Source organism: Stappia sp. BW2 (assembly GCF_008107695.1).
Taxonomy (GTDB): domain Bacteria; phylum Pseudomonadota; class Alphaproteobacteria; order Rhizobiales; family Stappiaceae; genus Roseibium.
Map to the genome: position 1 here is coordinate 58071 of NZ_VIRG01000036.1, position 20836 is coordinate 78906.

Genomic DNA, 20836 nt, shown 5'->3' on the forward strand with positions numbered 1-20836 from the left:
GCCGATGTGTCCGGTTCTGGGTCAGGGGCCTGGCGCCATGGTCGTGGTTCAGCCGGCTGAGGCCGAACTGAAAGGAGCGGAGGCCTTGCGGAGGAGGTTGCCGGCCAGCGTCATCAGGCCCCTGTCTTCTTCCGCCACAAAGAACGGGTCGGCGTAGAATGTCGCCCCGGCGCTCAGCGCGATCTCCCGCATGGCATCGACATGGGACGGTGCGCCGGCCGAATAGACGACATGATCGGGCGTGAGCGGGCCGACAAGTTCGTGCGGGCGCGCGGTGCTGACCGTCTCGCCGTCCCCGTCGCTCGCTGTCAGGGTGATGGGAATGCCCCGGCTTTGCAGCCAGCGGACCGCGTCACGCATATAAATCCCGTCTCGTGTCCTGGACCCGGCAATGATCCGGATGTCGCGGCCAGTCTGCGCCAGGCTCGCCGCAACGGCAATCGACCAGATCGGTGCGAAGCCGGTGCCCGTCGATGTGAGCAGGATCGGGTTCGGCTGCCGCCGCAGGAAAGCGTTGCCGAAAGGGCCACGCAGCTTTACCGCATGTCCCTTGGCAATCTCCTTGCCCAGTTTCGAGGACACGGTGCTGTCCGGATACACCTTGATGTGAAACACAAGAATATTCTCTTCCGCATCCAGGTTGAGCGGGGTCGTCGGGCTATAGTCGCGCGGCGGATAACCGGCAAAGGTTGCGCGCAAATATTGACCGGGCAGCCAGGGCACCGGCCGCGCTGTCTTGACCCGCACTTTCAGATAGCCGTCCTTGATCGTCCGGATGCTTTCCACCGTGCCCTTGGTCGTCTTCACGAGCGGTACCGGGTCGTAGGCGATCTCGGCATCGCCTTCCAGAACCGAAAGGCACCCGAGCACGGTGTCCTTTTCCCTCGTTCCCATGTCGTCGATCTGGCCGCTCAACACCCGTACACGGCAGGTTTCACATTGGCCGGAACAGCAGTCGTGCGGAATGACAAGACGTCCGCCGAGGCCGGCATCGATCAGCGTGTCGCCGACATTGGCCTTGATGGCCTTCCCGTTGATGGTGACCGTGCAGGTGCTTTTCGACATGTCTGATTACATCCGTTGAAAGAAACGTTAGGGAAGGACGGGAAGGGCAGGGCAGGGCTCAGTTGAAGGTCACCCGCACGGGCCGGGAATGACGGGTGTGGCGGGTCTGGTTGTGGTCGAACACGGAGACCCACATGAACAGGCCGTCCTTCATTGCAAGGTCCTGGCTTTGGCCGGTGTCCATGTCCCGGACAACTTCAAGCGTCCAGTAGCCGTCCTGCCATTTGGAGCCCCCCAGAAGATCCGCCCGGCTGCCGGAATATTCACCCTGAATGAGAACGCCGGGAATAATGGTGCCGACGGGAATTTCAGCGTCTTTTTCCGGCGAATAGGGTACGCTTTCGTTTTCGAACATCCACCACTGCGATCCTTCGTCCGCAATCGCATCGGGGGCGAGGTCGACGGAGCCCATCAGTGCGCTCATCTTCTTGTAGTCGGCCGGAAGCCGGTGCACACCAACCGTGCCATGGTAATGGGTCTCGGGATCACCGATGTAATTGTAGACGTAGAAGGCCTTGCCCTCGTCGGGATTGTAGCCGGCGCTGTACCGGCTCTTGCCGGCGGCCTGGGCTTCATTCGGTTCCACCGGTGTCGAAAAGTGCATGTCGTCGACACGCCCCAGCATGCCGCCGCGCGCGGCTTTCCACTGCCACACGTCGACGAGGCTGCCATCGGTGGTGTAATGCAGGCCGCGGCCGTTGAAGGCAGCCGGTTTGTCCCCCAGTGGTTTTGGTCCCATGTGGGTTGCGCCGCCGCCACCAAAGGTGTCGGTGGTCGAAAAGGCAACCGAGAACTTGTCCTCGTAATAGGCGGTCTCGTCCGAAAAATCGGCCCGGTTGTTCAGCATGTGCCAACCGTCTTCACGCTTGATCAGCGGATGCCGTTTCAAGGAGCGGTTCTTGTCCTCCCAGCGGAAGGCAAAGGCGATCTTGTCACCCACCTGCACGGCACGAGCTTCGACCGTCGATTCACCCGTCCCGTTCAGGTTCGAGCCTTGCTGGGTCCTGATGAAGACCGGGGGTGCGGACTGCCAGACGGGGTCGTCCAGTTTGCCGTCAAGCACGGGCAGTGTGGCACCTTCGGCAACGAAAAGGTTGTCACGCGTTCCGAAATCGAGGCTGACGGCGCCAACCAGAACAATCGCGCCAAGGACAAGGGCAAGCGCAAGCGGATGGCGGCTCATGCCCGGGAACCGGCGCAGGGCCTGGGGACGGAACAGCCGCAGCAATTGGGCGACACCGCCGTAGCAGTAATGAAGCACCACATGGGCAACGATATAGGTCAGCACCACGAGCGCCGCGGTATAATGCACCGTCACCCAGATGCCGCCATGCCCGAGGTAGAGCAGAACGCCGGTGGTCGACAAGGTGAGTACGGCGCCGAAAAGAATCCAATAGGCAATGACGTTGACGGCGGCCAGGCGCAGTTTCGTGCTGGCGGGAAGCGTCAGCACGACGATCTTCTTGGAAGAAATGCGGCGTTTCAGGCGAGCAAGCGTCATATAGGCCGCATAGGCGAAGATGAGCGCCAGCACGAAGACGGCCGACACATAGTGCCAGGTCCAGATTTCGCCCTGTGGCAGGATCGGTTCGAACAGGCTCGAGAACCAGGCGTTTTCCGCATCGGCCGACAGGCGCATACCGGTCAACAGGCTGGTGACAATCGCGACCACCAGCGTCCAGTGCAGGAGGATCGTTCCGATGTCGCTGCGCACCGGCGGAGAACGGTCTTCCGGCCGCCTGTTCGCGCCTTCCGACGACTTGCCGGAAATTGTTTGCCCGTCGGTCTTGGACGATGAAGGCAGTTCGAGGGCGTGATCTGTCACTTGGTCCGTCAACGTTTTCTCCAGGGCCGCCAGCGTCGCGACCGGGTTACCGGTACAGGTTGTGCAACCGGATGTCGGGAAATTTCAAAGCTCTAAGCCAAAAAATATCACATTTTAACGAAAGTGAAGAAAAAATGGCAATTGCAACCAGCTTTAAACCTATCCGGGCAGTCTGATGCATGCATTATATTATTACTCTTGGGAAGCATTTGAGATGAGAAATCAATTTTATTTTCATGAGGATGTAGATTTACTAATGATTGTTTGAATTTTCTCAAATTTTTCAAAATACAGAAAATATATTTAGAGGAACAGGCTAATCTTTAAGTGATATTTAAGGATATGCTTGCGACGTCTCATCGCATGCCCCTCATCCGTCTCTCAAGAACTTGTCATCGCAAGGTCTTTGCCTTTCCCGAAAGGCCTCGTCGTGGAGCCGTCATTGACCCGCGTTAATCAATTGAACGGCAACGCGCTTGGAATCCCGCCGTATTGTTCGGTGAGATTTTGATACAGGTCATACGAATGCGATCATATTTCTCTTAACTTCAATTCGGTTGAGGTGAGGCCGAAACGGTACATAAGGCCTGGTTGTGCAGGCTTGAAAAACCCGCCTAAGATGGTGTGCGTTGCAACAGAACGGGTCTGACCCGTTTGAATGACCTTCACTCCCAAGGGGGCATAAATGCTGGTCTCCCATACACGGATTGTCGACATCGTTGGCGACATCATTCGCATTCAGGTGTCTTCGACGAAGAGCGAGTCGGAGGGGCGTCCCTGTCTCGGCGATCTGGCCCTGGTCGATGCGGGCAATGGTGAGACGTCTCTCGCGCAGGTCATCAACATCGACCGGGACATGGTATCGCTGCAGGTCAACTCGGGCACCAAGGGTCTCGCAAACAATGCGTCGGTGCGCTTCCTGGGCGAACCGGCCAAGGTCACCTATTCGGACAATATCCTGGGCCGTGTGTTCGACGGCGCCGGTCAGCCGATAGATCGGGGACCGGATCTGTCCAGCGATCCGTCGGTTCCGATCGGTGGCCCCTCGGCCAATCCGATGAAGCGCGTGCTTGCCTCGCGCATGATCCGCACCGACGTGCCGATGATCGACATTTTCAACTGCCTCGTGGAAAGCCAGAAGATCCCGATCTTTTCGGTTTCCGGTGAGCCCTATAACCCGTTTCTGGCCCGGATCGGCATTCAGGCAGACGCCGACATCGTGGTGTTCGGCGGCTTGGGGCTGATCTTCGACGATTATGCCTTCTTCCGGCAGCAGTTCGAGGATGCGGGCGTCTTCCCGCGCACTGTCATGTTCATCAACCAGGCGTCCGATCCGGTGGTCGAGCGTCTGCAGGTTCCGGATATGGCGCTTGCGGTTGCTGAAAAATTCGCAGTCGAGGAAGGCAAGCGCGTGCTGGTGCTGCTCACCGACATGACCGCCTTCGCCGATGCGATGAAGGAAGTTTCCATCGCCATGGAGCGGGTGCCCGCAAACCGGGGCTATCCGGGCGATCTTTATTCCCAGCTTGCCAGGCGCTACGAAAAGGCATGCGATTTCAAAGGCTCCGGCTCCGTCACCATCCTGACGGTCACCACGATGCCGGGCAATGATGTCACCCACCCGGTGCCGGACAACACCGGCTACATCACCGAAGGCCAGTTTTATCTGCACAGCGGTGTGCTGGATCCCTTCGGCTCGCTTTCTCGATTGAAGCAGCATGTGATCGGCAAGGTGACGCGTGAGGACCACAACCAGATCATGAACACCATGATCCGTTTCTATTCCGGAGCAAGGGACGCGGAACAGAAACAGTCGATGGCGTTCGAATTGTCGGAATACGACCGCCAGCTCCTGAAGTTCGGCGGCCTGTTCCGGCGGCGCTTCATGGATATCAACGTCGCCATCCCTCTGGAGGAAGCGCTCGACCTGTGCTGGCAGACGCTTGCCGAATGCTTTCAGCCGGAACAGCTTCTGATGAAGCAGGGGCTGATCGACAAGTATTTTCCGAAACCGAAACCTGTCGGTGGAACCTCTGACGAGGAGGCCGCCTGATGGCAAGGCTCGCCCTCAACAAGTCGTCTCTGGCACGGGAAAGCGGACAGCTCTCGGAATACAAGCGCTTCCTGCCGTCGCTTGAGCTGAAGCGCCTCCAGATCATGGCCGAGCGCGCCAAGGCCAGGGAAACGGCCGTCCGGCTCGAGGCTGAATATGAAGAGCGTTTCAACGGCCTTGCGCGTTCCCTGCCGATGCTTGCCAACCAGCATGTCCCGCTGGAAGGGCTCGTGGTGCTGAAGCAGGTCGTTGTGGGCGAACAGAATCTCTCCGGAACCCGGCTGCCGGTGCTGGAGGATATCGAAGTCGAGACGGAACCCTACTCCCGTCTGGCGCGGCCGCATTGGGTCGACCCTTATGTCGACGGCATGCGGGAGCTTTTGCGGCTCAGCAAGGAAAGGGACATTGCCAGGGAGCGGATTGCCCGGCTGATTGAAGCCGAAGCGGTGATTTCGCGCAGGGTCAACCTGTTCGAGAAGGTGCTGATCCCGCAGGCGGAACGCAACATCAAGAAGATCCGCATGGCCCTTGCCGACGCGGAACGCGATGCCGTTGTCCGCGCCAAGATCTCCAAACGCAAGACGGCAGCCCGCGCTGCCGAACCTTCGGTGGCCGACCTATGACCATCGTCCCGCTCGTCAAGGTGAACCTGGTCGGCATCCTTGAAGACAAGGACAGGGTGCTGGAAGCCGCGCAGGAATTCGGCGCCTTTCATCTGATCCCCCTGACGTCAGCGCAAAAGGAACTGGAAGCCGTGCCGGCTGGCCGGGGGCGCGAGGCGAGCGAAGCCCTGCGCTGGCTCATGGACAGCAACGCGCAGCGTCGCCCCGTCACCCATCCTGACGGCTTCGACCTGGAAGCGGTCGTCCAACAGACGCTTGCCAATCGCAAGGCCATCCGTGACTGCGAGGACCGGCTGGCACGCCTTGAGCAGCGCATTCAGGACGTGGAGCCCTGGGGCGAGTTCAGCTTTTCCGACCTGGCCGAGATCGGCGACTACCGACTGTGGTTCTACGTGGTGCCCAATGCCAAGCTCAGGCAGGTCGATCCTGTCGGCAAGATCCTGGAAGTCGTCCATCGCGACAAGTATCGCAGCTACATTGTGCTGTTGTCCCCGGATGAACCGGAGGCAAAAGCCATGCCTGTACCCCGTGTTCACGTGGGGGCCGAGGCGCTTTCGGTGCTGCGGCGCCAATATGAAGATGCAGCCATTCAACAGGAAGAGCTGGAGCTGCAGCGACAGGCGCTCACCAAATGGCGGTTCGTGCTCGCCCAGAACCTTGCTGCGGCCAGAGACCATTCCGCCCGGCACAGGGTGGCGCTCGAAACTGCGGATACCGACAGGGTCTTCGTGCTTCAGGCCTGGGCGCGGCGGGATCAGCTTGCGGAGATCAGCAGGCTTGCGGACAGTCTCGGCATTGCCCTGCTGGTGACGGACGTCGAAGAAGCCGACACGCCGCCCACGCTTCTTGAAAACAGGCCGGCGCTGGAAGCGGGAGAGGATCTGGTGGAATTCTATCAGACCCCCGGCTACAGGGGATGGGACCCCTCGGCGATTGTCTATGTTTCCTTCGTGATCTTCTTTGGCATGATCATGACGGACGCAGGCTATGGCCTTCTCCTTCTCGTCTTGCTGTTTCTGTTCCGAAACCGCTTCAAGGGGTCCGCGCTGGGCCGCCGCATGTTCCGCATGTCGGTCTGGCTGATGATCTCCACGGCGGCCTTCGGTGTGGCAACGGGCAGCTATTTCGGTGTCACGCCTCCCGACGGAACGTTCCTGGCACACCTGAAGGTGCTTCACCTGAAGGATGTCAACACGATGATGAAGATCACGCTGGCCATCGGCGTGATCCACATCGTCATCGCCAACCTGATGCGCGCCTGGCACGAACAGTCCCTGAGCGGACGCATGCAGCCTGCCGGCTGGTGTCTGGTGGCACTTGGCGGTCTGGCGACCTTTCTGGCGCAGGGCACCTCCCTGGATGTCGCCGGTCCGGTCGCTGTGGTTGCAGGGCTTCTGCTGGTCGGTATCTTCGGCAGCGACCGCAAGGTGACCTCGCTCAGGACCGGTGGCCTCAGGGTCTTCGACGGGCTCGCGTCCCTGGCCCGTGTCGTCAACATCTTTTCCGACGTTCTCAGCTACATGCGCCTGTTTGCGCTGGGGCTTGCGGCAGCCTCGCTCGCCGAAACCATCAATTCGCTGTCGGGCCAGCTCAATCACGCGGTCCCGGGCGTGGGCCTCCTGATCGCCATCGCGGTCCTGGTGCTTGGGCACGCCATCAACATCGGGCTGGGGCTGATCGCCGGCTGTGTGCATGGTCTGCGCCTGAATGTCATTGAATTTTTCAATTGGGGTTTGAAGGACGAGGGCACGCCCTTCCGTCCCTTCAGGAAAGAGGAGACACGCCTGTGAACGAATTCGTTGTGGCGCTCGGCTGGTTTGGACTGTTCGCGCCAGTCGCCCTCGGCGCCATCGGCAGCGCCTGGGGCTGCGCCCTTGGCGGCAGCGCCGCGATCGGCGCCATGCTGGACAGCGACGGTGGCTATGGTCGGTTCATCGGCGTCTCGCTGATGCCATCTTCCCAGGTGATCTACGGCATCGTCATCATGTTCTCGCTGCAGCAGCCCACCATCGACGCGGCCAATGGCGCAGCGCTGTTCGGCATAGGGCTCTTGTCAGGCGTCACCATGCTCTTCACCGGCATCCGCCAGGGAGAGGTTCTCGCCTCGGCCATTCACGCATCCAAGGCCAAACCGGAAATTTTCGGCATCTCGCTTGCTCCGGCAGCGGTGCTGGAGGGCTTCTCGGTCTTTGCTCTTGTCTTCGCACTGGTCCTGTCCGGTTCGATCCCCGCTTAGGACCAGAAGGAAGAGGAGGCGGTTATGTCCAAACATGACGCAGCAGATGATCTGGAGAATGCCGCCGGCGCCGGTGTCCAGGCCCTGATCGAGCGGTTGAAGTCCGAAGGCGTGGCCGCTGGCCAGTCGGAAGGCGATGCCATCCTGGCCAAGGCCCGGGAAAAGGCGGAGGCGATTGTCGCAGAGGCACGGCAGAAGGCGGATAGCCTGCTGGCCGAAGCAAGGGCGGAGGCCGCCCGCGAAAAGGCGGCAACGGAAGACGGGCTGAAGGTTGCTGCGCGTGATCTTGTCCTCAGCATGCGCAACGAGCTTGGCGACCGCATCCAGCAGGAAGCCGGGCGGCTGGTGGCAACCACGCTTGCCGACCAGGAATTCTTGAAGAACCTCATTCTGGCGATGGCCGCCAACGCAAAGGACAACGCCTCAGTCGGCAACGCCGAGCCGATGGAGATCGTCCTGCCGGAGAAGGTCGTCACCTTCGAGGAACTCAAGCAATCGCCGGAGGCGGTTGAACCGGGAACGCTCACCCACTTTGTCATCGCGCTGGCGGGCGAGGTGTTGCGGCAAGGGGTCACCTTCTCCACCGCGCCGGGCTTCGATGGCATCAAGGTGAAACTGACCGACAGGGACGTTTCCATTGACCTGACCGAAGAGGCGATTGCGACACTTTTGAAGCGGCACCTGCAACCGCGCCTTCGGGCGGTGATGGAAGGGGTGCTGCGCTGACATGAGCGGGCCTCACCAATATATCGCGCTGGTCTCCAGCTTGCCCAATCTCGGCAAGCTGTTCTCGCGCAAGGGCGTGCCGATCTCCGGGTTCCGGCTGAAACAGCGGCTGTCGATGCTGGAACCAGCGCATGCGAGCCTGCTGCGCGAGATGGTGGAAGTCACAGCCTGGGCGGGCGTTGCCGGATTTGACCGCGACATCGACGTGATCCGGCGGGCAAACAAGGTCCTCGCCGATCTCCAGGCCTATCCGGATCTGCAGCATCTGCTCGGTGCGCGCATGGAAACCCGCACGCTGATTGCGGCGCTGCGTCGCCGCCGGGACGGACAGGAAAACGCCGCCGACATCGAAAACTGGGGCATGGGCCGATGGTGCGCGCAGATCAAGGCGAACTGGAGCGATCCGGCCTTCGGTCTCGGACACTTCATGCCCTGGGTCGGCGAGGCGCACCGGTTGATGCAGGCAGGCGATCACATTGCCATGGAACGCCTTGTGCTGACCCAGGTGTTCGATCAACTGGGGCACTATGGCAATCTCCATGAGTTCGATTTCGAAGCAGTCGCGATTTACGTGCTGCGCTGGGTAATCGTCGAACGCTGGTCGCGCTACGACGAGGCCGATGCCCGGGCCCGGCTGGCAACGCTTGTGGCGGCCGCCCTTGCAGGGCAGACGGAGGACGGCAAGACGAATGGCGGCCGCCAGGCCGGCCGGCAGGATCTTTTCTCAGACTTCACATCTGCCCTTGAGGGAGCCCCTTCATGACGAGCCATGTTCAGTTGCCGGAACCGACTGCGGAAATCGTCGCCGTTCAGGACGATCTCGTCACACTGTCGCCGCTCGGGTCTGCCCCCCTCATCAAGAACGAGGTGGTCTATATCATTCCGCACGGCCCGGAGCGGGACGGCAAGCCGCGTGAATATCTGAAGGCCGAGGTTCTGCGCGTGCGCGGCAAGTCGGCGGAAGCACAGGTGTTCGAAAGCACTGCGGGCGTGCGGGTCGGTGACCAGGTGATCCAGAGCGGCGAGATGCTGTCGGTTGCCCTTGGACCGGGGCTGCTCAGCACCGTCTTCGACGGCCTGCAGAACCCGCTTGCCGACATTGCCGCCGAGCATGGTTTTTTCCTGCCGCGCGGTGTGCTCACCAACGCTCTTGACCAGAACCGCAAATGGTCATTCGAACCCAAGGTGAAGTCCGGTGACGTGGTGAAGGCCGGTGACACGCTCGGCACGGTTCCCGAAGGCCGGTTCGAACACCGGATCATGGTTCCCTTCGTCACCAGCGGCACCTGGACGGTGGACCGGATCCGCGAAGGCACCTTCACCATCAACGAGGTGGTGGCGACGCTGAAAAACGAACGCGGCGAAACCCGTGACCTGACCATGGTTCAGCATTGGCCGGTTCGCCGGGCAATCCCCGAAGGCCTGGTCAAGGCCGGTCAGAGCGAGCGGCTCTACCCCAGCGAACCGCTGATCACCACCTTGCGTCTAATCGACACCTTCTTCCCCATAGCCCGCGGTGGCATGGGCTGTATTCCCGGTCCGTTCGGTGCGGGCAAGACGGTGCTGCAATCGCTGATTTCGCGCTTTTCGGCGGTCAACATCGTGATCGTGGTCGCCTGCGGCGAACGCGCAGGCGAGGTGGTGGAAACGATCACCGAATTTCCGCATCAGCCGGATCCGTCCGGAGACGGCACACTGATGGACCGCACGGTCATCATCTGCAACACCTCTTCCATGCCGGTCGCAGCGCGTGAGGCCTCGATCTACACCGGCATCACCCTTGGCGAATATTACCGTCAGATGGGCTATGACGTCCTCCTGATCGCCGACAGTACCTCCCGCTGGGCCCAGGCGATGCGCGAAACCTCCGGCCGGCTGGAGGAAATTCCCGGAGAGGAAGCCTTTCCCGCCTATCTCGACAGCGCCATCAAGGGCATCTACGAACGGGCAGGCGTGTTGCGCCTGGCCAGCGGCGAGACCGGCAGCCTCACCATGATCGGCACCGTGTCTCCGGCCGGCGGCAATTTTGAGGAACCGGTCACCCAATCGACCCTTGGCACGGTCAAAACCTTCTTGGGCCTCTCGTCCGAACGGGCCTACAAGCGCTTTTATCCGGCGGTCGACCCGCTGCTGTCCTGGTCGCGGTATCACATTCAGCTCAACGACTGGTACCGCAAGAACATCGGCCCGGACTGGGTTCCCCGTGTTTCGGAGATGATCGAACTCCTGCGCAAGGGTGACGAGATCACCCGCATGATGCAGGTAACGGGCGAAGAAGGCGTCTCCACCGAGGACTTCGTCCTTCAGCAGAAGGCGCTGTTCCTGGATATGGTCTATCTGCAGCAGGACGCGTTTGACGATGTTGACGTGTCGGCCCCGCTCAAGCGCCAGCAGGAAACTTTCGACCTCGTCTACCGCATCGCCGGCACCGACTTCGCCTTCGATGACAAGGAAGCCGTCCGCAAGTTCTTCACCGAGCAGACGTCCCTCTTCAAGAACCTCAATTACGCCGCCGACGGCAGCCCGGACCGCAAGGAGCTTCTGGAGAAGATCAAGGCAAATGTCCGCGCCGCCCCGACCCATGTAACGGGGTGATTGGTCAGGTTTCGGGTTATTCGGATGCTCTCATCCTGAAGCAGCGCGAATGCACTGTGTCGAAGGATCGGCAGCATCCTCGGGCGCAAGTGGCCATCCTTCGAGACGGACCTGCCGGTCCTCCTGAGGATGAGGATTGCTGTGCTTTGGGGTCGTATCGACGCAAAGGGTAGTGCGTTGAATTTCCCTGCCTTGGTGAAGCCGGGTCCATCAAGCTATAGGGCCTGATGATGCGCACCAATGTCACCGGACAAGCGAAGCGCCGATCCGGCGGCTACTCGCAGCGTCGCTTGATGGAGCAGCGGAAATGCGATTTGAGGCTTGCCGCCACATCAGCAATCTGGAAATGAGCACGTCTCTGGTCTCATGCCGCTCACCCAGGGGTGACACATTGGAAGCCTGCCTCGGCGCGGCTGTCAGGCCTGCTCGTCGAACACGCTCAAGATCTCATCCAGTGGCTTCTTGATTTTGGCGACGGCCGGAACCGTTGCGTCTTTGGCGGGGTGGCCGACGGCGAGGATCATCACCGGTTTTTCAGCTTCCGGACGGTTCAGGATCCCGTTCAGAAACTTCATCGGGTTGGGCGTATGCGTCAGGGCCGAAAGGCCTGCATGGTGTAGCGCGGTGATCAGCACGCCGGTGGCGATGCCGACACTTTCCGGCACATAATAGTGTTTGTAGCGCGTGCCATCTTCAAAGGTGCCCCAACGCTGCGCAAAGATCACGATCAGCCAGGGTGCTATGTCCAGATGCGGTTTGTTCGCATTGGTGCCGATCGGCTCCAGCGCCTTGATCCATTCGTCGCCCGCGCCGCCATCATAGAACTTGCGCTCTTCTTCCTCTGCGGCGAGGCGGATCTTGTGCTTCAGCCCGGCATTGGAAATTGCAACGAAATGCCACGGCTGGTGGTTGGCACCGCTCGGCGCTGTTCCGGCTGCGCGGATGCAGAGTTCGATGACGGAACGGTCCACCGGCCGGTCGGAAAAATGCCGTATCGTGTGACGGGTGCGCACCCCGTCATAAAAGTCCTGCGCACGCAGCAGCATTTCGTCGTCGTCGTATTGCCGCCGGTCAGGCAGCGGCAACGGCTGGTAATCCAGGGCTGATTTGGAAATCATGTTTTTTGTATCCACTCGCATTGCCGGCCCGCGGGTACATAAGGAATCCCGGCCGCGCAATCTCCTCCCAACATGTGGTTGGAAGTATGGACCGTCTAACCGGACGTCACGCAACTAAAAACAGGTCGACCCGCTTCACAACCGGAACCGGGGGCGCCTATGCTCACTCTGGAAACACCAAATGGCCTTGATCAAAAAATAACCTTGACCAGAGACGGGGCACCTTTCTAGATTTTCTTGACCATTTGGTCAGCGCGGTTCGTTGAGAAGGCAAAATGCCCTAACGTGCAGGTGCGACCGAACTGCCGGATGCGGGCAAGGCGGCCGGGAACCGCTCGAAAGTCCGCATGGGCAGGGGTTTGATGTTCCAGAGAAGGGCAGGACCGATACCGGTTCGCCCATAACCAATAGGGGAATGGCAATGAAGGCATTGAAAAGTCTGGCGCTCGCGTCCGTCCTGGGCGTAAGCCTTGCGTCAGGCGCGGCCAACGCCGCGGACGAGCTGACACTGCAGCTCAAGTGGGTCACTCAGGGCCAGTTTGCCGGCTATTACGTGGCCAAGGACAAGGGCTTCTATGAGGAAGAAGATCTTGATGTAACGATCAAGCCGGGCGGTCCGGACATTGCGCCGCCGCAGGTCATCGCCGGGGGCGGTGCAGATGTGATCGTCGACTGGATGCCATCCGCCCTCGCGTCGCGCGAAAAGGGTGTGCCGCTCGTCAACATCGCTCAGCCGTTCAAGAAATCCGGCATGATGCTGACCTGCCTGAAGGAAACCGGCATCACCTCGCCGGAAGACTTCAAGGGCCGGACACTTGGCGTCTGGTTCTTCGGCAACGAGTATCCGTTCCTGTCCTGGATGAGCCAGCTCGGTATTCCGACTGATGGCGGTGAGGAAGGCGTGACTGTCCTCAAGCAGGGCTTCAACGTCGATCCGCTGCTGCAGAAGCAGGCCGACTGCATCTCCACCATGACCTACAATGAATACTGGCAGGTGATCGATGCGGGCATTCCGGCGGAAGACCTGATCGTCTTCAAATACGAAGATCAGGGCGTCGCCACGCTGGAAGACGGTCTTTACGTTCTGGAATCGAGCCTGGACGACCCGGCAATGGTCGACAAGCTCGCCCGCTTCGTGAAGGCTTCCATGAAAGGCTGGGCCTACTCCGCCGAGCACCCGGAAGAAGCTGCTGAAATCGTTCTGGAAAACGACGCGACTGGCGCGCAGACCGAAAAGCATCAGATCCGCATGGTCGGCGAAATCAACAAGCTGGTTGATGGTTCCGACGGCAAGCTGGACATGTCTGCCTACGAGCGCACCGTGAAGTCCTTGCTCTCCGGTGGGTCCGATCCGGTCATCACCAAGGAGCCGGAAGGCGCAACTACCACGGTCGTCACCGACAAGATGTAAAACGTCAATCGGGCAGCCGGAGCACTCCAGTGTTCCGGCTGCCTCGGCCATATGCCTGACAAGGCACTAAAAATTAAAGGTTTCAACCCAGACTGCTGCGCTGACAAAGCTTTGGGGTTTTGAAAGCGCAATGCACGATCTGTCTGGGGAATCAGGCAAATTCGATTCGGGTCATTCAGCGTCGGCAACGGCGCCCGACGAACTGCGCCCGACGCACTCAAGCCTGTTCGGCATTTCTTCCAGCCTTGTCATCATCCTGATGTTCTGCGCCCTTATTTTTTCCTTCGGTGCCGTGCTGTTCAAGGTCGTGGTGGCTGAACACGAAGCCGAGGCGCGGGAAACACGGTCAGTCGCTCGCGTTTTTGAAAACCACAAGCAATTGCTGCTGCGCGAGATGGAGCGCTACGCCGCGTCCAACGCGGCCTATCAGAACATCGATACCAATCTGTCTCTGGACTGGATCAAGGCACGTTTCGGTGTCGACATGGCGTGGGATTTTGCCCACGACTACACGGTGCTTCTGGGCCGTGATGGTAAGATCGTCTTCTCTTCAAACGCCGGTGGCAACGAGATTGCCGAAGACTTTTCCACGCGGCTCCGGACACGTATCAACGGCACGCTGGAAAGCATCCGTGGCAACTACGTCAAAGCTCTGGTCCGGCGTGGATCGGGCGAGATCCGTTTTGCCGGTGCCCTTGCCGATATCTCCGCCATCGACGTTGTCGAGATCGACAAGCTCCCCTACATCGTTGCGGCCTTCGCGGTCGTGCCGGATCCCGGCGGCATCGAGATGTCCTTCGGGCCCCCCAACGTTCTCGTGACAGCCTTTGAGATCGACCCGGCGCATCTCAGCAATCTTCTGTCCAGCCTGGCCCTCGACAATCTGCAGCTGGCGTCTGATATCCCGGACGGCATGGTCGGCATTCCGGTGAAAAATGGCGCTGGGTCAGTGCTTGGTTACCTTGTCTGGCATCCGATGAGCCAGGCTTCAAGGATCATCCTGTCCTCGCTTCCGGTCCTGTTGCTGTCTCTCGGCGTCATTCTGACCTTTGCCCTGATCGCGCTGCGGCAGAACGCCAACGCCAAGGCGCGGCTGGCAGCGCGCGAGCAGGAAGCCAGATATGCCGCCGATCATGATTCTCTGACCGGCTTCGTCACACGGCGGTATTTCCACGCCGCGGCCACCAAGAGGTTGACCGTGAGCGAGTATCAGCATCGTGGTGTCTGGCTGGTTTATCTTGATGTCGACAATCTCAAGCAGGTGAACGACATTCACGGTCATACCGTGGGCGACGCCCTGGTGGTTGCTCAGGCGGAACGCATCAGGTCCGTTCTCGGCCCGTCCGATCTTGTCGCCCGCAGCGGTGGCGACGAATTCCTGATCTTGACGGATCGCTGGCAAACCGCGGAACAGGCCGTTCAGGAAGCGGAGAAGCTGTTCGAGAAGCTGCGTCAGCCTTTCAAGTATGAAGGAAAGCGTATCGAGACGTCTGTCAGCGCCGGCATTGCCAACTTCCCCGATAACAGCCAGACGTTGACGGACCTGATCCGGGCGGCCGATATCGCCCTTCAGCGCTGCAAGATGGAGCAGAAAAGCTCGTTTCGTATCTACGACGAGCGGATGGACCATCACCTGCGCCAAATACGCGAAATCCGGGTGGAGCTGGATTCAGCGTTGCGCGAAGCGCAGTTCGAACTGTTTTACCAGCCGATCATCGACGCGCGGTCAGGCCAACTGGCTTTCTATGAGGCTTTGATCCGCTGGCGGCATCCGTATCGGGGTCTGGTGCAACCGACCCTGTTTCTGCCGATTGCCCAGGACGCCGGGCTCATGCCGGCTATCGGAGCCTGGGTTCTGGAGCGGGCACTTTGCGATGCCAGTAGCTGGACGAAGACCGGCGTGTCCGTCAACGTCTGTTCAAGCCAGATTCAAAGACCGAGTTTCGAGAAGAAAGTCGCCTTACTGCTGAAGAAATACGATTTTCCGCCGGATCGCCTCATTCTGGAAATCACCGAGGACCTGATGTTGGAAGAATGCGCGCAGACACGGGAGACCATTGGCAAGCTGCGCGAGATGGGTGTTGGCCTTGCCATTGACGACTTCGGCACCGGATTTTCCAGCCTGAGCTACCTGCACAAATACAGCTTCGACAAGATGAAGATCGATCAGAGCTTCGTATCGCGCATTGGTGAGGATGAGGAGGCCGACATGGTCGTCCGCTCCATGTTGAGCCTTGCCAAGGTGATGCACATGCAAAGCGTCGGCGAGGGCGTGGAGACGGAAGCACAGCGAGATTTCCTGGCAGAGGCGGGCTGCGATTTCCTCCAGGGCTATCTGTTCGACAGGCCGCAGCCCCTTTCGGAGTTGAGGCCGCACGTTCCCTTTCAGGTGGCAAAGGCGCTACGCTCCGCAAGGGGGTGAGCTGCAGTCTCCGGCAATTCTCCGAACAAAAAAACGCGGGCGAGGAAGGATCCTGCCCGCGCTTGAGGTGACCGCCGAAACCTTGCCTATTCGGCAGCTTCCGTTACGGCCATCGGGTTATTGGGATGCGTCGTCCAGTTGGCGTAGTCTTTTTCAACCGGCTTCTTGGTGCGCGGGTCGATGCTGCCGGCGGCCATGGATTCCATGGTGATGCAGCCCTCGATCGGGCAGACATTGACGCACAGATTGCAGCCGACGCATTCCTCGTCGATCACCTCAAACTTGCGCACCCCGTCCACCATGTTGGTGATCGCCTGGTGGGATGTGTCCTCGCAGGCGATGTGACAGCGGCCGCATTCGATGCACTGATCCTGATCGATCTTGGCCTTGGCGATGTAGTTGAGGTTGAGATACTGCCAGTCGGACACATTGGGCACCGCACTGCCGACGAATTGGTCGACGGACGTGTAGCCCTTGGTATCCATCCAGTCGCTGAGCCCTTCGATCATGTCTTCGACAACCCGGAACCCATAGGTCATTGCGGCCGTACAGACCTGCACCGAGCCTGCGCCGAGCGCCATGAACTCGGCTGCGTCGCGCCAGGTGGTCACGCCGCCGATGCCGGAGATCGGCAATCCGTGGGTTGCCGGGTCACGGGCGATTTCAGCAACCATGTTGAGCGCGATCGGCTTCACAGCCGGTCCGCAGTAGCCGCCATGGGCACCCTTGCCGTCGACGGCGGGTGACGGCGACATGATGTCGAGATCGACACCCATGATGGAGTTGATGGTGTTGATCAGCGAGACAGCATCGGCACCGCCCGCCTTGGCGGCCTGCGCCGGCTTGCGGACATCGGTGATGTTCGGTGTCAGCTTGACGATGCAGGGCATGCGCGAATGCTGTTTCACCCAGCGGGTGACCATCTCGATATATTCCGGCACCTGGCCAACGGCGGAGCCCATGCCGCGCTCGCTCATGCCATGCGGGCAGCCGAAGTTTAGTTCGACACCATCGGCCCCGGTCTCTTCGACCCTCTTCAGGATGTCGATCCAGTTCTGCTCCTCGCAGGGCACCATCAGCGAGACGACAAGTGCCCGGTCCGGCCAGTCGCGCTTCACCTGCTTGATTTCGCGCAGGTTCACTTCCAGCGGCCGGTCGGTGATCAGCTCGATGTTGTTGAGGCCGATCAACTGGCGGTCCTTGCCGTGGATCGCCCCATAGCGCGGCCCGTTGACGTTGACGACCGGCGGATCTTCCCCAAGCGTCTTCCAGACGACGCCGCCCCAACCGGCCTTGAAGGCCCGGACGACGTTGTATTCCTTGTCCGTCGGCGGCGCGGACGCCAGCCAGAACGGGTTCGGCGATTTGATGCCGATAAAATCAGTACGCAAGTCAGCCATGGTGGCTCTCCCTCAAATCGGTGGCGCCGAGCGCGTCAGCTGCTGTCGGGCGCTCAGGTTCCAGGCGCGCAAGTCTCAGGCGGTCAGGGCAGCGTTGATGCTCTCGGCGGCAATCTTGCCGTCCTCGACAGCCGCAACCGTCAGGTCTTCACCGCCCTGCACGCAGTCGCCGCCTGCCCACACATCGGCGAGGCTGGTCTTGCGGTCCGCATCGACAACGATCCGCCCTCTTTCAAGGGTCAGGGCATCGCCAAGCTCCGTTTGCACCAGCGTCTGTCCAACGGCCTTGAACACCATGTCCGCTGGCAGGGTGATGACCTCGCCTGTGCCGGTCAGAGCACCGTCCTGATCCTGGGTCCGTTCCAGCTCAATCGCTGTAATTGCCCCGTTTTCACCGACAAGTCCCTTGGGCTGGGCCCAGGTCATGATGCGGACGCCGCTGGTCTGGGCCAGCTGTTGTTCGTACTCGGAGGCATTCATCCGGTCCTGGCCACGGCGATACGCGATCGTGACCTCTTCCGCGCCCAGCAGTTTGGTCTGGACTGCAATGTCGACCGCGGTCATGCCGCCGCCGATAACCACGATGCGCCGGCCAACCGGCAATTCGGACAGATCTTTCGCCTGACGCAGGTCGGCGATGTAGTCGACAGCGTCGATGGCGCCGCTCTTGTCCTCGCCTTCCAGACCGAGCGCATTGACCCCGCCAAGACCGATACCGAGGAAGACGGCATCATATTCGGCGCGCAGGGTGGCCAGGTCCAGATTGCTGCCGAGCCGCATGCCGGTGCGCACGTCGATGCCGCCGATGGACAGGATGAAATCCACTTCTTTCGCGGCGAAGTCATCGACCGACTTGTAGGAGGCAATGCCGTATTCGTTCAGGCCGCCGGCCTTCTCGCGGGCATCGAACAGCGTGACGTTGTGTCCATGCACGGCCAGCCGGTGTGCGCAGGAAAGGCCTGCGGGTCCGGCGCCGACAACGGCGATCTTCTTGCCGGTCTCGGCTGCACGCGTGAAGGGCGTGGAGCTGAATTCCGACATGAAGTGATCTGTCGAATATCGCTGAAGCTGGCCGATCTTCACCGGCTTGCCTTCGGCAACCTCCCGCACGCAGACCTCTTCGCAAAGCGTCTCGGTCGGGCAAACGCGGGCACACATGCCGCCCAGGATGTTCTGCGCGAAAATGGTTTTCGCGGCCCCGGTCGGGTTCCCGGTCGAGATCTGGCGGATGAACTGGGGTATGTCGATGCTGGTCGGGCAGGCCTGCATGCAAGGCGCGTCGTAGCAGAAATAGCAGCGGTCAGCCTCGACCTGAGCTTCGTGCTGGTCCAGCAGCGGGTGCAGGTCGCTGAAATTCTCAGCGTATGCGTCCTCAGGCAAGCGCCCGGCGGCGATGTCCGGGCCGGCTTTGGTCTGGGTCATGTAGATCTCCGGAAGGTTGGCGATCGTTTTCAAGGCGGCTTCCTTCGTTTGGTGAGGAAGCTCAGGAATGCATTGGAGGAAAATTTGAACAGGTAGTCAAATTTTTTTTGGAATGATTAAAAACTTGAGCTAAAAAATCAGCAATAAAATTACCGGAAAAACAGCGGCTTAAGGTGAAAAGTGCCCTGTGATGAAATTTACGCCATGGCGCAAAATCCGGCCTGGTGGCCGAAGTCAACGGTGATTTCATAGGGAGAAGGGTGCCCGGATCAGCACAAGCGCATGCGCAAGAGGCCCCGCGCACAGACATGCGTCGGGGCTGAGGTGTCAGCCGAGCGGATTGAAAGCCAGTCTTTGCCGAACAGTGTCCGGTTCAGTGTGACCGATGCGACAAGTGCAGCGGCACTGTCTGCCGGGGGCGATGCAAGCGCCCAGATGCATTCTGGAAACCAAGCGCAAGACCGACTGCGACCAGGGTCGCCGGCCAGAAGACCGAAGTGACCAGAACACCGAACAGTCGGCTTGGTGTGCTCACTCCGCTATCGACCAGTTCCGAAGACGACAGGATCAGAAACACCAGCGTGACGGCGCCATAGGCGATGGCTCCCAAGAAGAACAGGAGATACATGTCGGTTACCCACCTTACATTGAACCCAATGCCGCATCCCGAGCCTCAATGCGGCGTCCTACCACCTGCATCACAGAGCAAACATTTGGTGTAAATGTGACCATTTCTCTTCATGGTAGATAAAACTTTGCTCAAACTTTTGGCGTTTTGAGCGAATTGGACACGCTTCCCAGGCGTCCATTGTGCCTGAAAACCGGGTTAGTCTTTTGGTTTTTCTATGGTTTTAGTTTTTGAAATTGTGACACTGAGGTCTTTTTCATCACTGCTATATCGGCAATGGAGCCTGTGGGCAGACTTGTGGAAATGACGGCGCCTGGTCTGTTCTTCCGGGGTGCCCAAGCCTGCAACGTCCGGCAGGCGCCTTTTTTGGGGGACGCAAGGCAAGTCAGATCTACTGCGCGCAAAAAGGCAGCGGCCTGAAGACATAATGATGCTTTTCAAGTGTCGCGGACTTGCCTACCCCAAACAGGTAAGCATCACCGCAACAGACTTGGGGCAGCGCCAATGGCCAAGTATTTCTTCTGGAACGAATTGAATGCCTCCGATTTTGCGGCACTCGATCCCGACCGGGTCATTGCCATCCTGCCGACTGCCTCGACAGAGCAGCATGGACCGCATCTGCCGATTGCGACCGATGTTGCCATCGCCCAGGGCATGCTGGCCGAAACGCGCAAACAATTGCCGGAAGATCTCGATATTCTTGTTCTGCCTGTGCAGGAGATCGGCAAGGCGAACGAGCACATTTATGGCCCGGGAACGCTTTCCCTTGCGGCCGAGCTTCTGATTCCGGTCTGGACCGCCATCGGCCAGAAAGTGTCGGAAGCCGGCATCCGCAAGATGGTGATCGTCAATTCCCATGGCGGCAACAACGACATCATCAGCATCGTCTCGCGAGAAATGCGCGTACGCTACGAGATGGCTGTGCTGGTGACCCATTGGAGCCGCTTCGGCCACCCGGACGGCATGATTTCAGCACATGAGTCCAAATTCGGCATCCATGGCGGCGAGGTCGAGACCTCTTTGATGCTGCATTTCCGGCCAGACCTTGTGCGCATGGACAAGGCGGAGAACTTCGTCTCCAGGGCAGAGGAAATGCTGGAGAACTCGAAATACATCCAGCCGACACCGCCTCACGCTCTGGCCTGGATCGCGCATGACCTCAATCCGGCCGGTGTTGTTGGCGATGCTTCCAGGGGGACAGCCGAAAAAGGCGCGGCCATCAGCGCGCATCAAGCTGCCGGTTTCATTGAAATGCTGCGCGACTTTACCGCCTATCCGCTGGCCAACCTGTATAAGCCATAACCTTCTCCCG

The 20836-nt window shown here is 60.0% G+C and carries 16 protein-coding genes; 10 read left to right on the plus strand and 6 right to left on the minus strand.

The window, feature by feature from the left end; genetic code table 11:
- Positions 1 to 48: 48 nt before the first annotated feature.
- Positions 49 to 1065, minus strand: a complete 1017-nt coding sequence (locus tag FMN63_RS00555) for a 2Fe-2S iron-sulfur cluster-binding protein (RefSeq protein ID WP_148582002.1) — start codon at positions 1063 to 1065, stop codon at positions 49 to 51.
- Positions 1066 to 1123: 58 nt separating this feature from the next.
- Entirely contained in the window at positions 1124 to 2902 is a 1779-nt protein-coding gene (locus tag FMN63_RS00560) for an ethylbenzene dehydrogenase-related protein (protein ID WP_286192508.1), read from the minus strand.
- 673 nt (positions 2903 to 3575) lie between these two features.
- Between FMN63_RS00560 and FMN63_RS00565 the strand changes: the two genes are divergently transcribed.
- The 7 genes from FMN63_RS00565 to FMN63_RS00595 are packed head-to-tail and all read left to right on the plus strand — an operon-like array spanning position 3576 to position 11123.
- The gene (locus FMN63_RS00565) at positions 3576 to 4943 is read left to right on the plus strand and encodes a V-type ATP synthase subunit B (RefSeq protein WP_148582004.1); all 1368 of its coding nucleotides are present in this window, start codon (positions 3576 to 3578) and stop codon (positions 4941 to 4943) included.
- Positions 4943 to 5566, plus strand: a complete 624-nt coding sequence (locus FMN63_RS00570) for a V-type ATP synthase subunit D (RefSeq protein WP_148582005.1) — start codon at positions 4943 to 4945, stop codon at positions 5564 to 5566. The genes FMN63_RS00565 and FMN63_RS00570 overlap by 1 nt, the downstream gene beginning before the upstream one ends.
- Positions 5563 to 7356, plus strand: coding sequence for a V-type ATP synthase subunit I (locus FMN63_RS00575; protein WP_148582006.1), 1794 nt, complete (start codon positions 5563 to 5565; stop codon positions 7354 to 7356). Before FMN63_RS00570 ends, FMN63_RS00575 begins: the two co-directional genes overlap by 4 nt.
- Complete coding sequence (locus FMN63_RS00580) at positions 7353 to 7802, plus strand: ATP synthase subunit C (RefSeq protein ID WP_148582007.1); 450 nt, start codon at positions 7353 to 7355, stop codon at positions 7800 to 7802. Before FMN63_RS00575 ends, FMN63_RS00580 begins: the two co-directional genes overlap by 4 nt.
- A 24-nt stretch (positions 7803 to 7826) precedes the next feature.
- Complete coding sequence (locus FMN63_RS00585) at positions 7827 to 8528, plus strand: hypothetical protein (protein WP_148582008.1); 702 nt, start codon at positions 7827 to 7829, stop codon at positions 8526 to 8528.
- Between the two features lies 1 nt (position 8529).
- Positions 8530 to 9291: a hypothetical protein gene (locus FMN63_RS00590; RefSeq protein ID WP_148582009.1), complete on the plus strand. Its 762-nt coding sequence runs from the start codon at positions 8530 to 8532 to the stop codon at positions 9289 to 9291.
- Positions 9288 to 11123 (plus strand): V-type ATP synthase subunit A, encoded by a 1836-nt coding sequence (locus tag FMN63_RS00595; protein WP_148582010.1) that lies wholly within the window; start codon positions 9288 to 9290, stop codon positions 11121 to 11123. The genes FMN63_RS00590 and FMN63_RS00595 overlap by 4 nt, the downstream gene beginning before the upstream one ends.
- Before the next feature lie 416 nt (positions 11124 to 11539).
- Here FMN63_RS00595 and FMN63_RS00600 read toward each other — a convergent pair whose 3' ends face one another.
- Positions 11540 to 12241, minus strand: a complete 702-nt coding sequence (locus FMN63_RS00600) for a nitroreductase family protein (protein WP_148582011.1) — start codon at positions 12239 to 12241, stop codon at positions 11540 to 11542.
- 421 nt (positions 12242 to 12662) lie between these two features.
- Here FMN63_RS00600 and FMN63_RS00605 point away from each other — a divergent pair, with 421 nt between their 5' ends.
- Positions 12663 to 13652, plus strand: coding sequence for an ABC transporter substrate-binding protein (locus tag FMN63_RS00605; protein WP_148582012.1), 990 nt, complete (start codon positions 12663 to 12665; stop codon positions 13650 to 13652).
- Positions 13653 to 13782: 130 nt separating this feature from the next.
- A complete protein-coding gene (locus FMN63_RS00610) occupies positions 13783 to 16074 on the plus strand; it encodes a putative bifunctional diguanylate cyclase/phosphodiesterase (protein WP_148582013.1) in 2292 nt (763 codons plus the stop codon).
- Between the two features lie 86 nt (positions 16075 to 16160).
- On the opposite strand, the gene preA is transcribed toward FMN63_RS00610, so the two are convergent.
- From preA to FMN63_RS00625, 3 genes are all read right to left on the minus strand, one after another.
- On the minus strand, positions 16161 to 17474 hold the full coding sequence (gene preA, locus FMN63_RS00615; RefSeq protein ID WP_148582014.1) for an NAD-dependent dihydropyrimidine dehydrogenase subunit PreA: 1314 nt from the start codon (positions 17472 to 17474) through the stop codon (positions 16161 to 16163).
- 75 nt (positions 17475 to 17549) lie between these two features.
- Positions 17550 to 18896, minus strand: coding sequence for an NAD(P)-dependent oxidoreductase (locus FMN63_RS00620; protein ID WP_148582377.1), 1347 nt, complete (start codon positions 18894 to 18896; stop codon positions 17550 to 17552).
- Between the two features lie 373 nt (positions 18897 to 19269).
- Positions 19270 to 19524: a hypothetical protein gene (locus FMN63_RS00625; RefSeq protein ID WP_148582015.1), complete on the minus strand. Its 255-nt coding sequence runs from the start codon at positions 19522 to 19524 to the stop codon at positions 19270 to 19272.
- 504 nt (positions 19525 to 20028) lie between these two features.
- Here FMN63_RS00625 and FMN63_RS00630 point away from each other — a divergent pair.
- Positions 20029 to 20826, plus strand: coding sequence for a creatininase family protein (locus FMN63_RS00630; protein ID WP_148582016.1), 798 nt, complete (start codon positions 20029 to 20031; stop codon positions 20824 to 20826).
- Positions 20827 to 20836: the final 10 nt, after the last annotated feature.

Excerpts from the sequence above, each read along its gene's own strand:
- FMN63_RS00555 (WP_148582002.1), bottom strand. The coding sequence starts at position 1,065 with ATGTCGAAAAGCACCTGCACGGTCACCATCAACGGGAAGGCCATCAAG.
- FMN63_RS00565 (WP_148582004.1), top strand. The coding sequence starts at position 3,576 with ATGCTGGTCTCCCATACACGGATTGTCGACATCGTTGGCGACATCATT.
- FMN63_RS00570 (WP_148582005.1), top strand. The coding sequence starts at position 4,943 with ATGGCAAGGCTCGCCCTCAACAAGTCGTCTCTGGCACGGGAAAGCGGA.
- FMN63_RS00575 (WP_148582006.1), top strand. The coding sequence starts at position 5,563 with ATGACCATCGTCCCGCTCGTCAAGGTGAACCTGGTCGGCATCCTTGAA.
- FMN63_RS00585 (WP_148582008.1), top strand. The coding sequence starts at position 7,827 with ATGTCCAAACATGACGCAGCAGATGATCTGGAGAATGCCGCCGGCGCC.
- FMN63_RS00590 (WP_148582009.1), top strand. The coding sequence starts at position 8,530 with ATGAGCGGGCCTCACCAATATATCGCGCTGGTCTCCAGCTTGCCCAAT.
- FMN63_RS00595 (WP_148582010.1), top strand. The coding sequence starts at position 9,288 with ATGACGAGCCATGTTCAGTTGCCGGAACCGACTGCGGAAATCGTCGCC.
- FMN63_RS00600 (WP_148582011.1), bottom strand. The coding sequence starts at position 12,241 with ATGATTTCCAAATCAGCCCTGGATTACCAGCCGTTGCCGCTGCCTGAC.
- FMN63_RS00605 (WP_148582012.1), top strand. The coding sequence starts at position 12,663 with ATGAAGGCATTGAAAAGTCTGGCGCTCGCGTCCGTCCTGGGCGTAAGC.
- FMN63_RS00610 (WP_148582013.1), top strand. The coding sequence starts at position 13,783 with ATGCACGATCTGTCTGGGGAATCAGGCAAATTCGATTCGGGTCATTCA.
- preA (WP_148582014.1), bottom strand. The coding sequence starts at position 17,474 with ATGGCTGACTTGCGTACTGATTTTATCGGCATCAAATCGCCGAACCCG.
- FMN63_RS00620 (WP_148582377.1), bottom strand. The coding sequence starts at position 18,896 with ATGACCCAGACCAAAGCCGGCCCGGACATCGCCGCCGGGCGCTTGCCT.
- FMN63_RS00625 (WP_148582015.1), bottom strand. The coding sequence starts at position 19,524 with ATGTATCTCCTGTTCTTCTTGGGAGCCATCGCCTATGGCGCCGTCACG.
- FMN63_RS00630 (WP_148582016.1), top strand. The coding sequence starts at position 20,029 with ATGGCCAAGTATTTCTTCTGGAACGAATTGAATGCCTCCGATTTTGCG.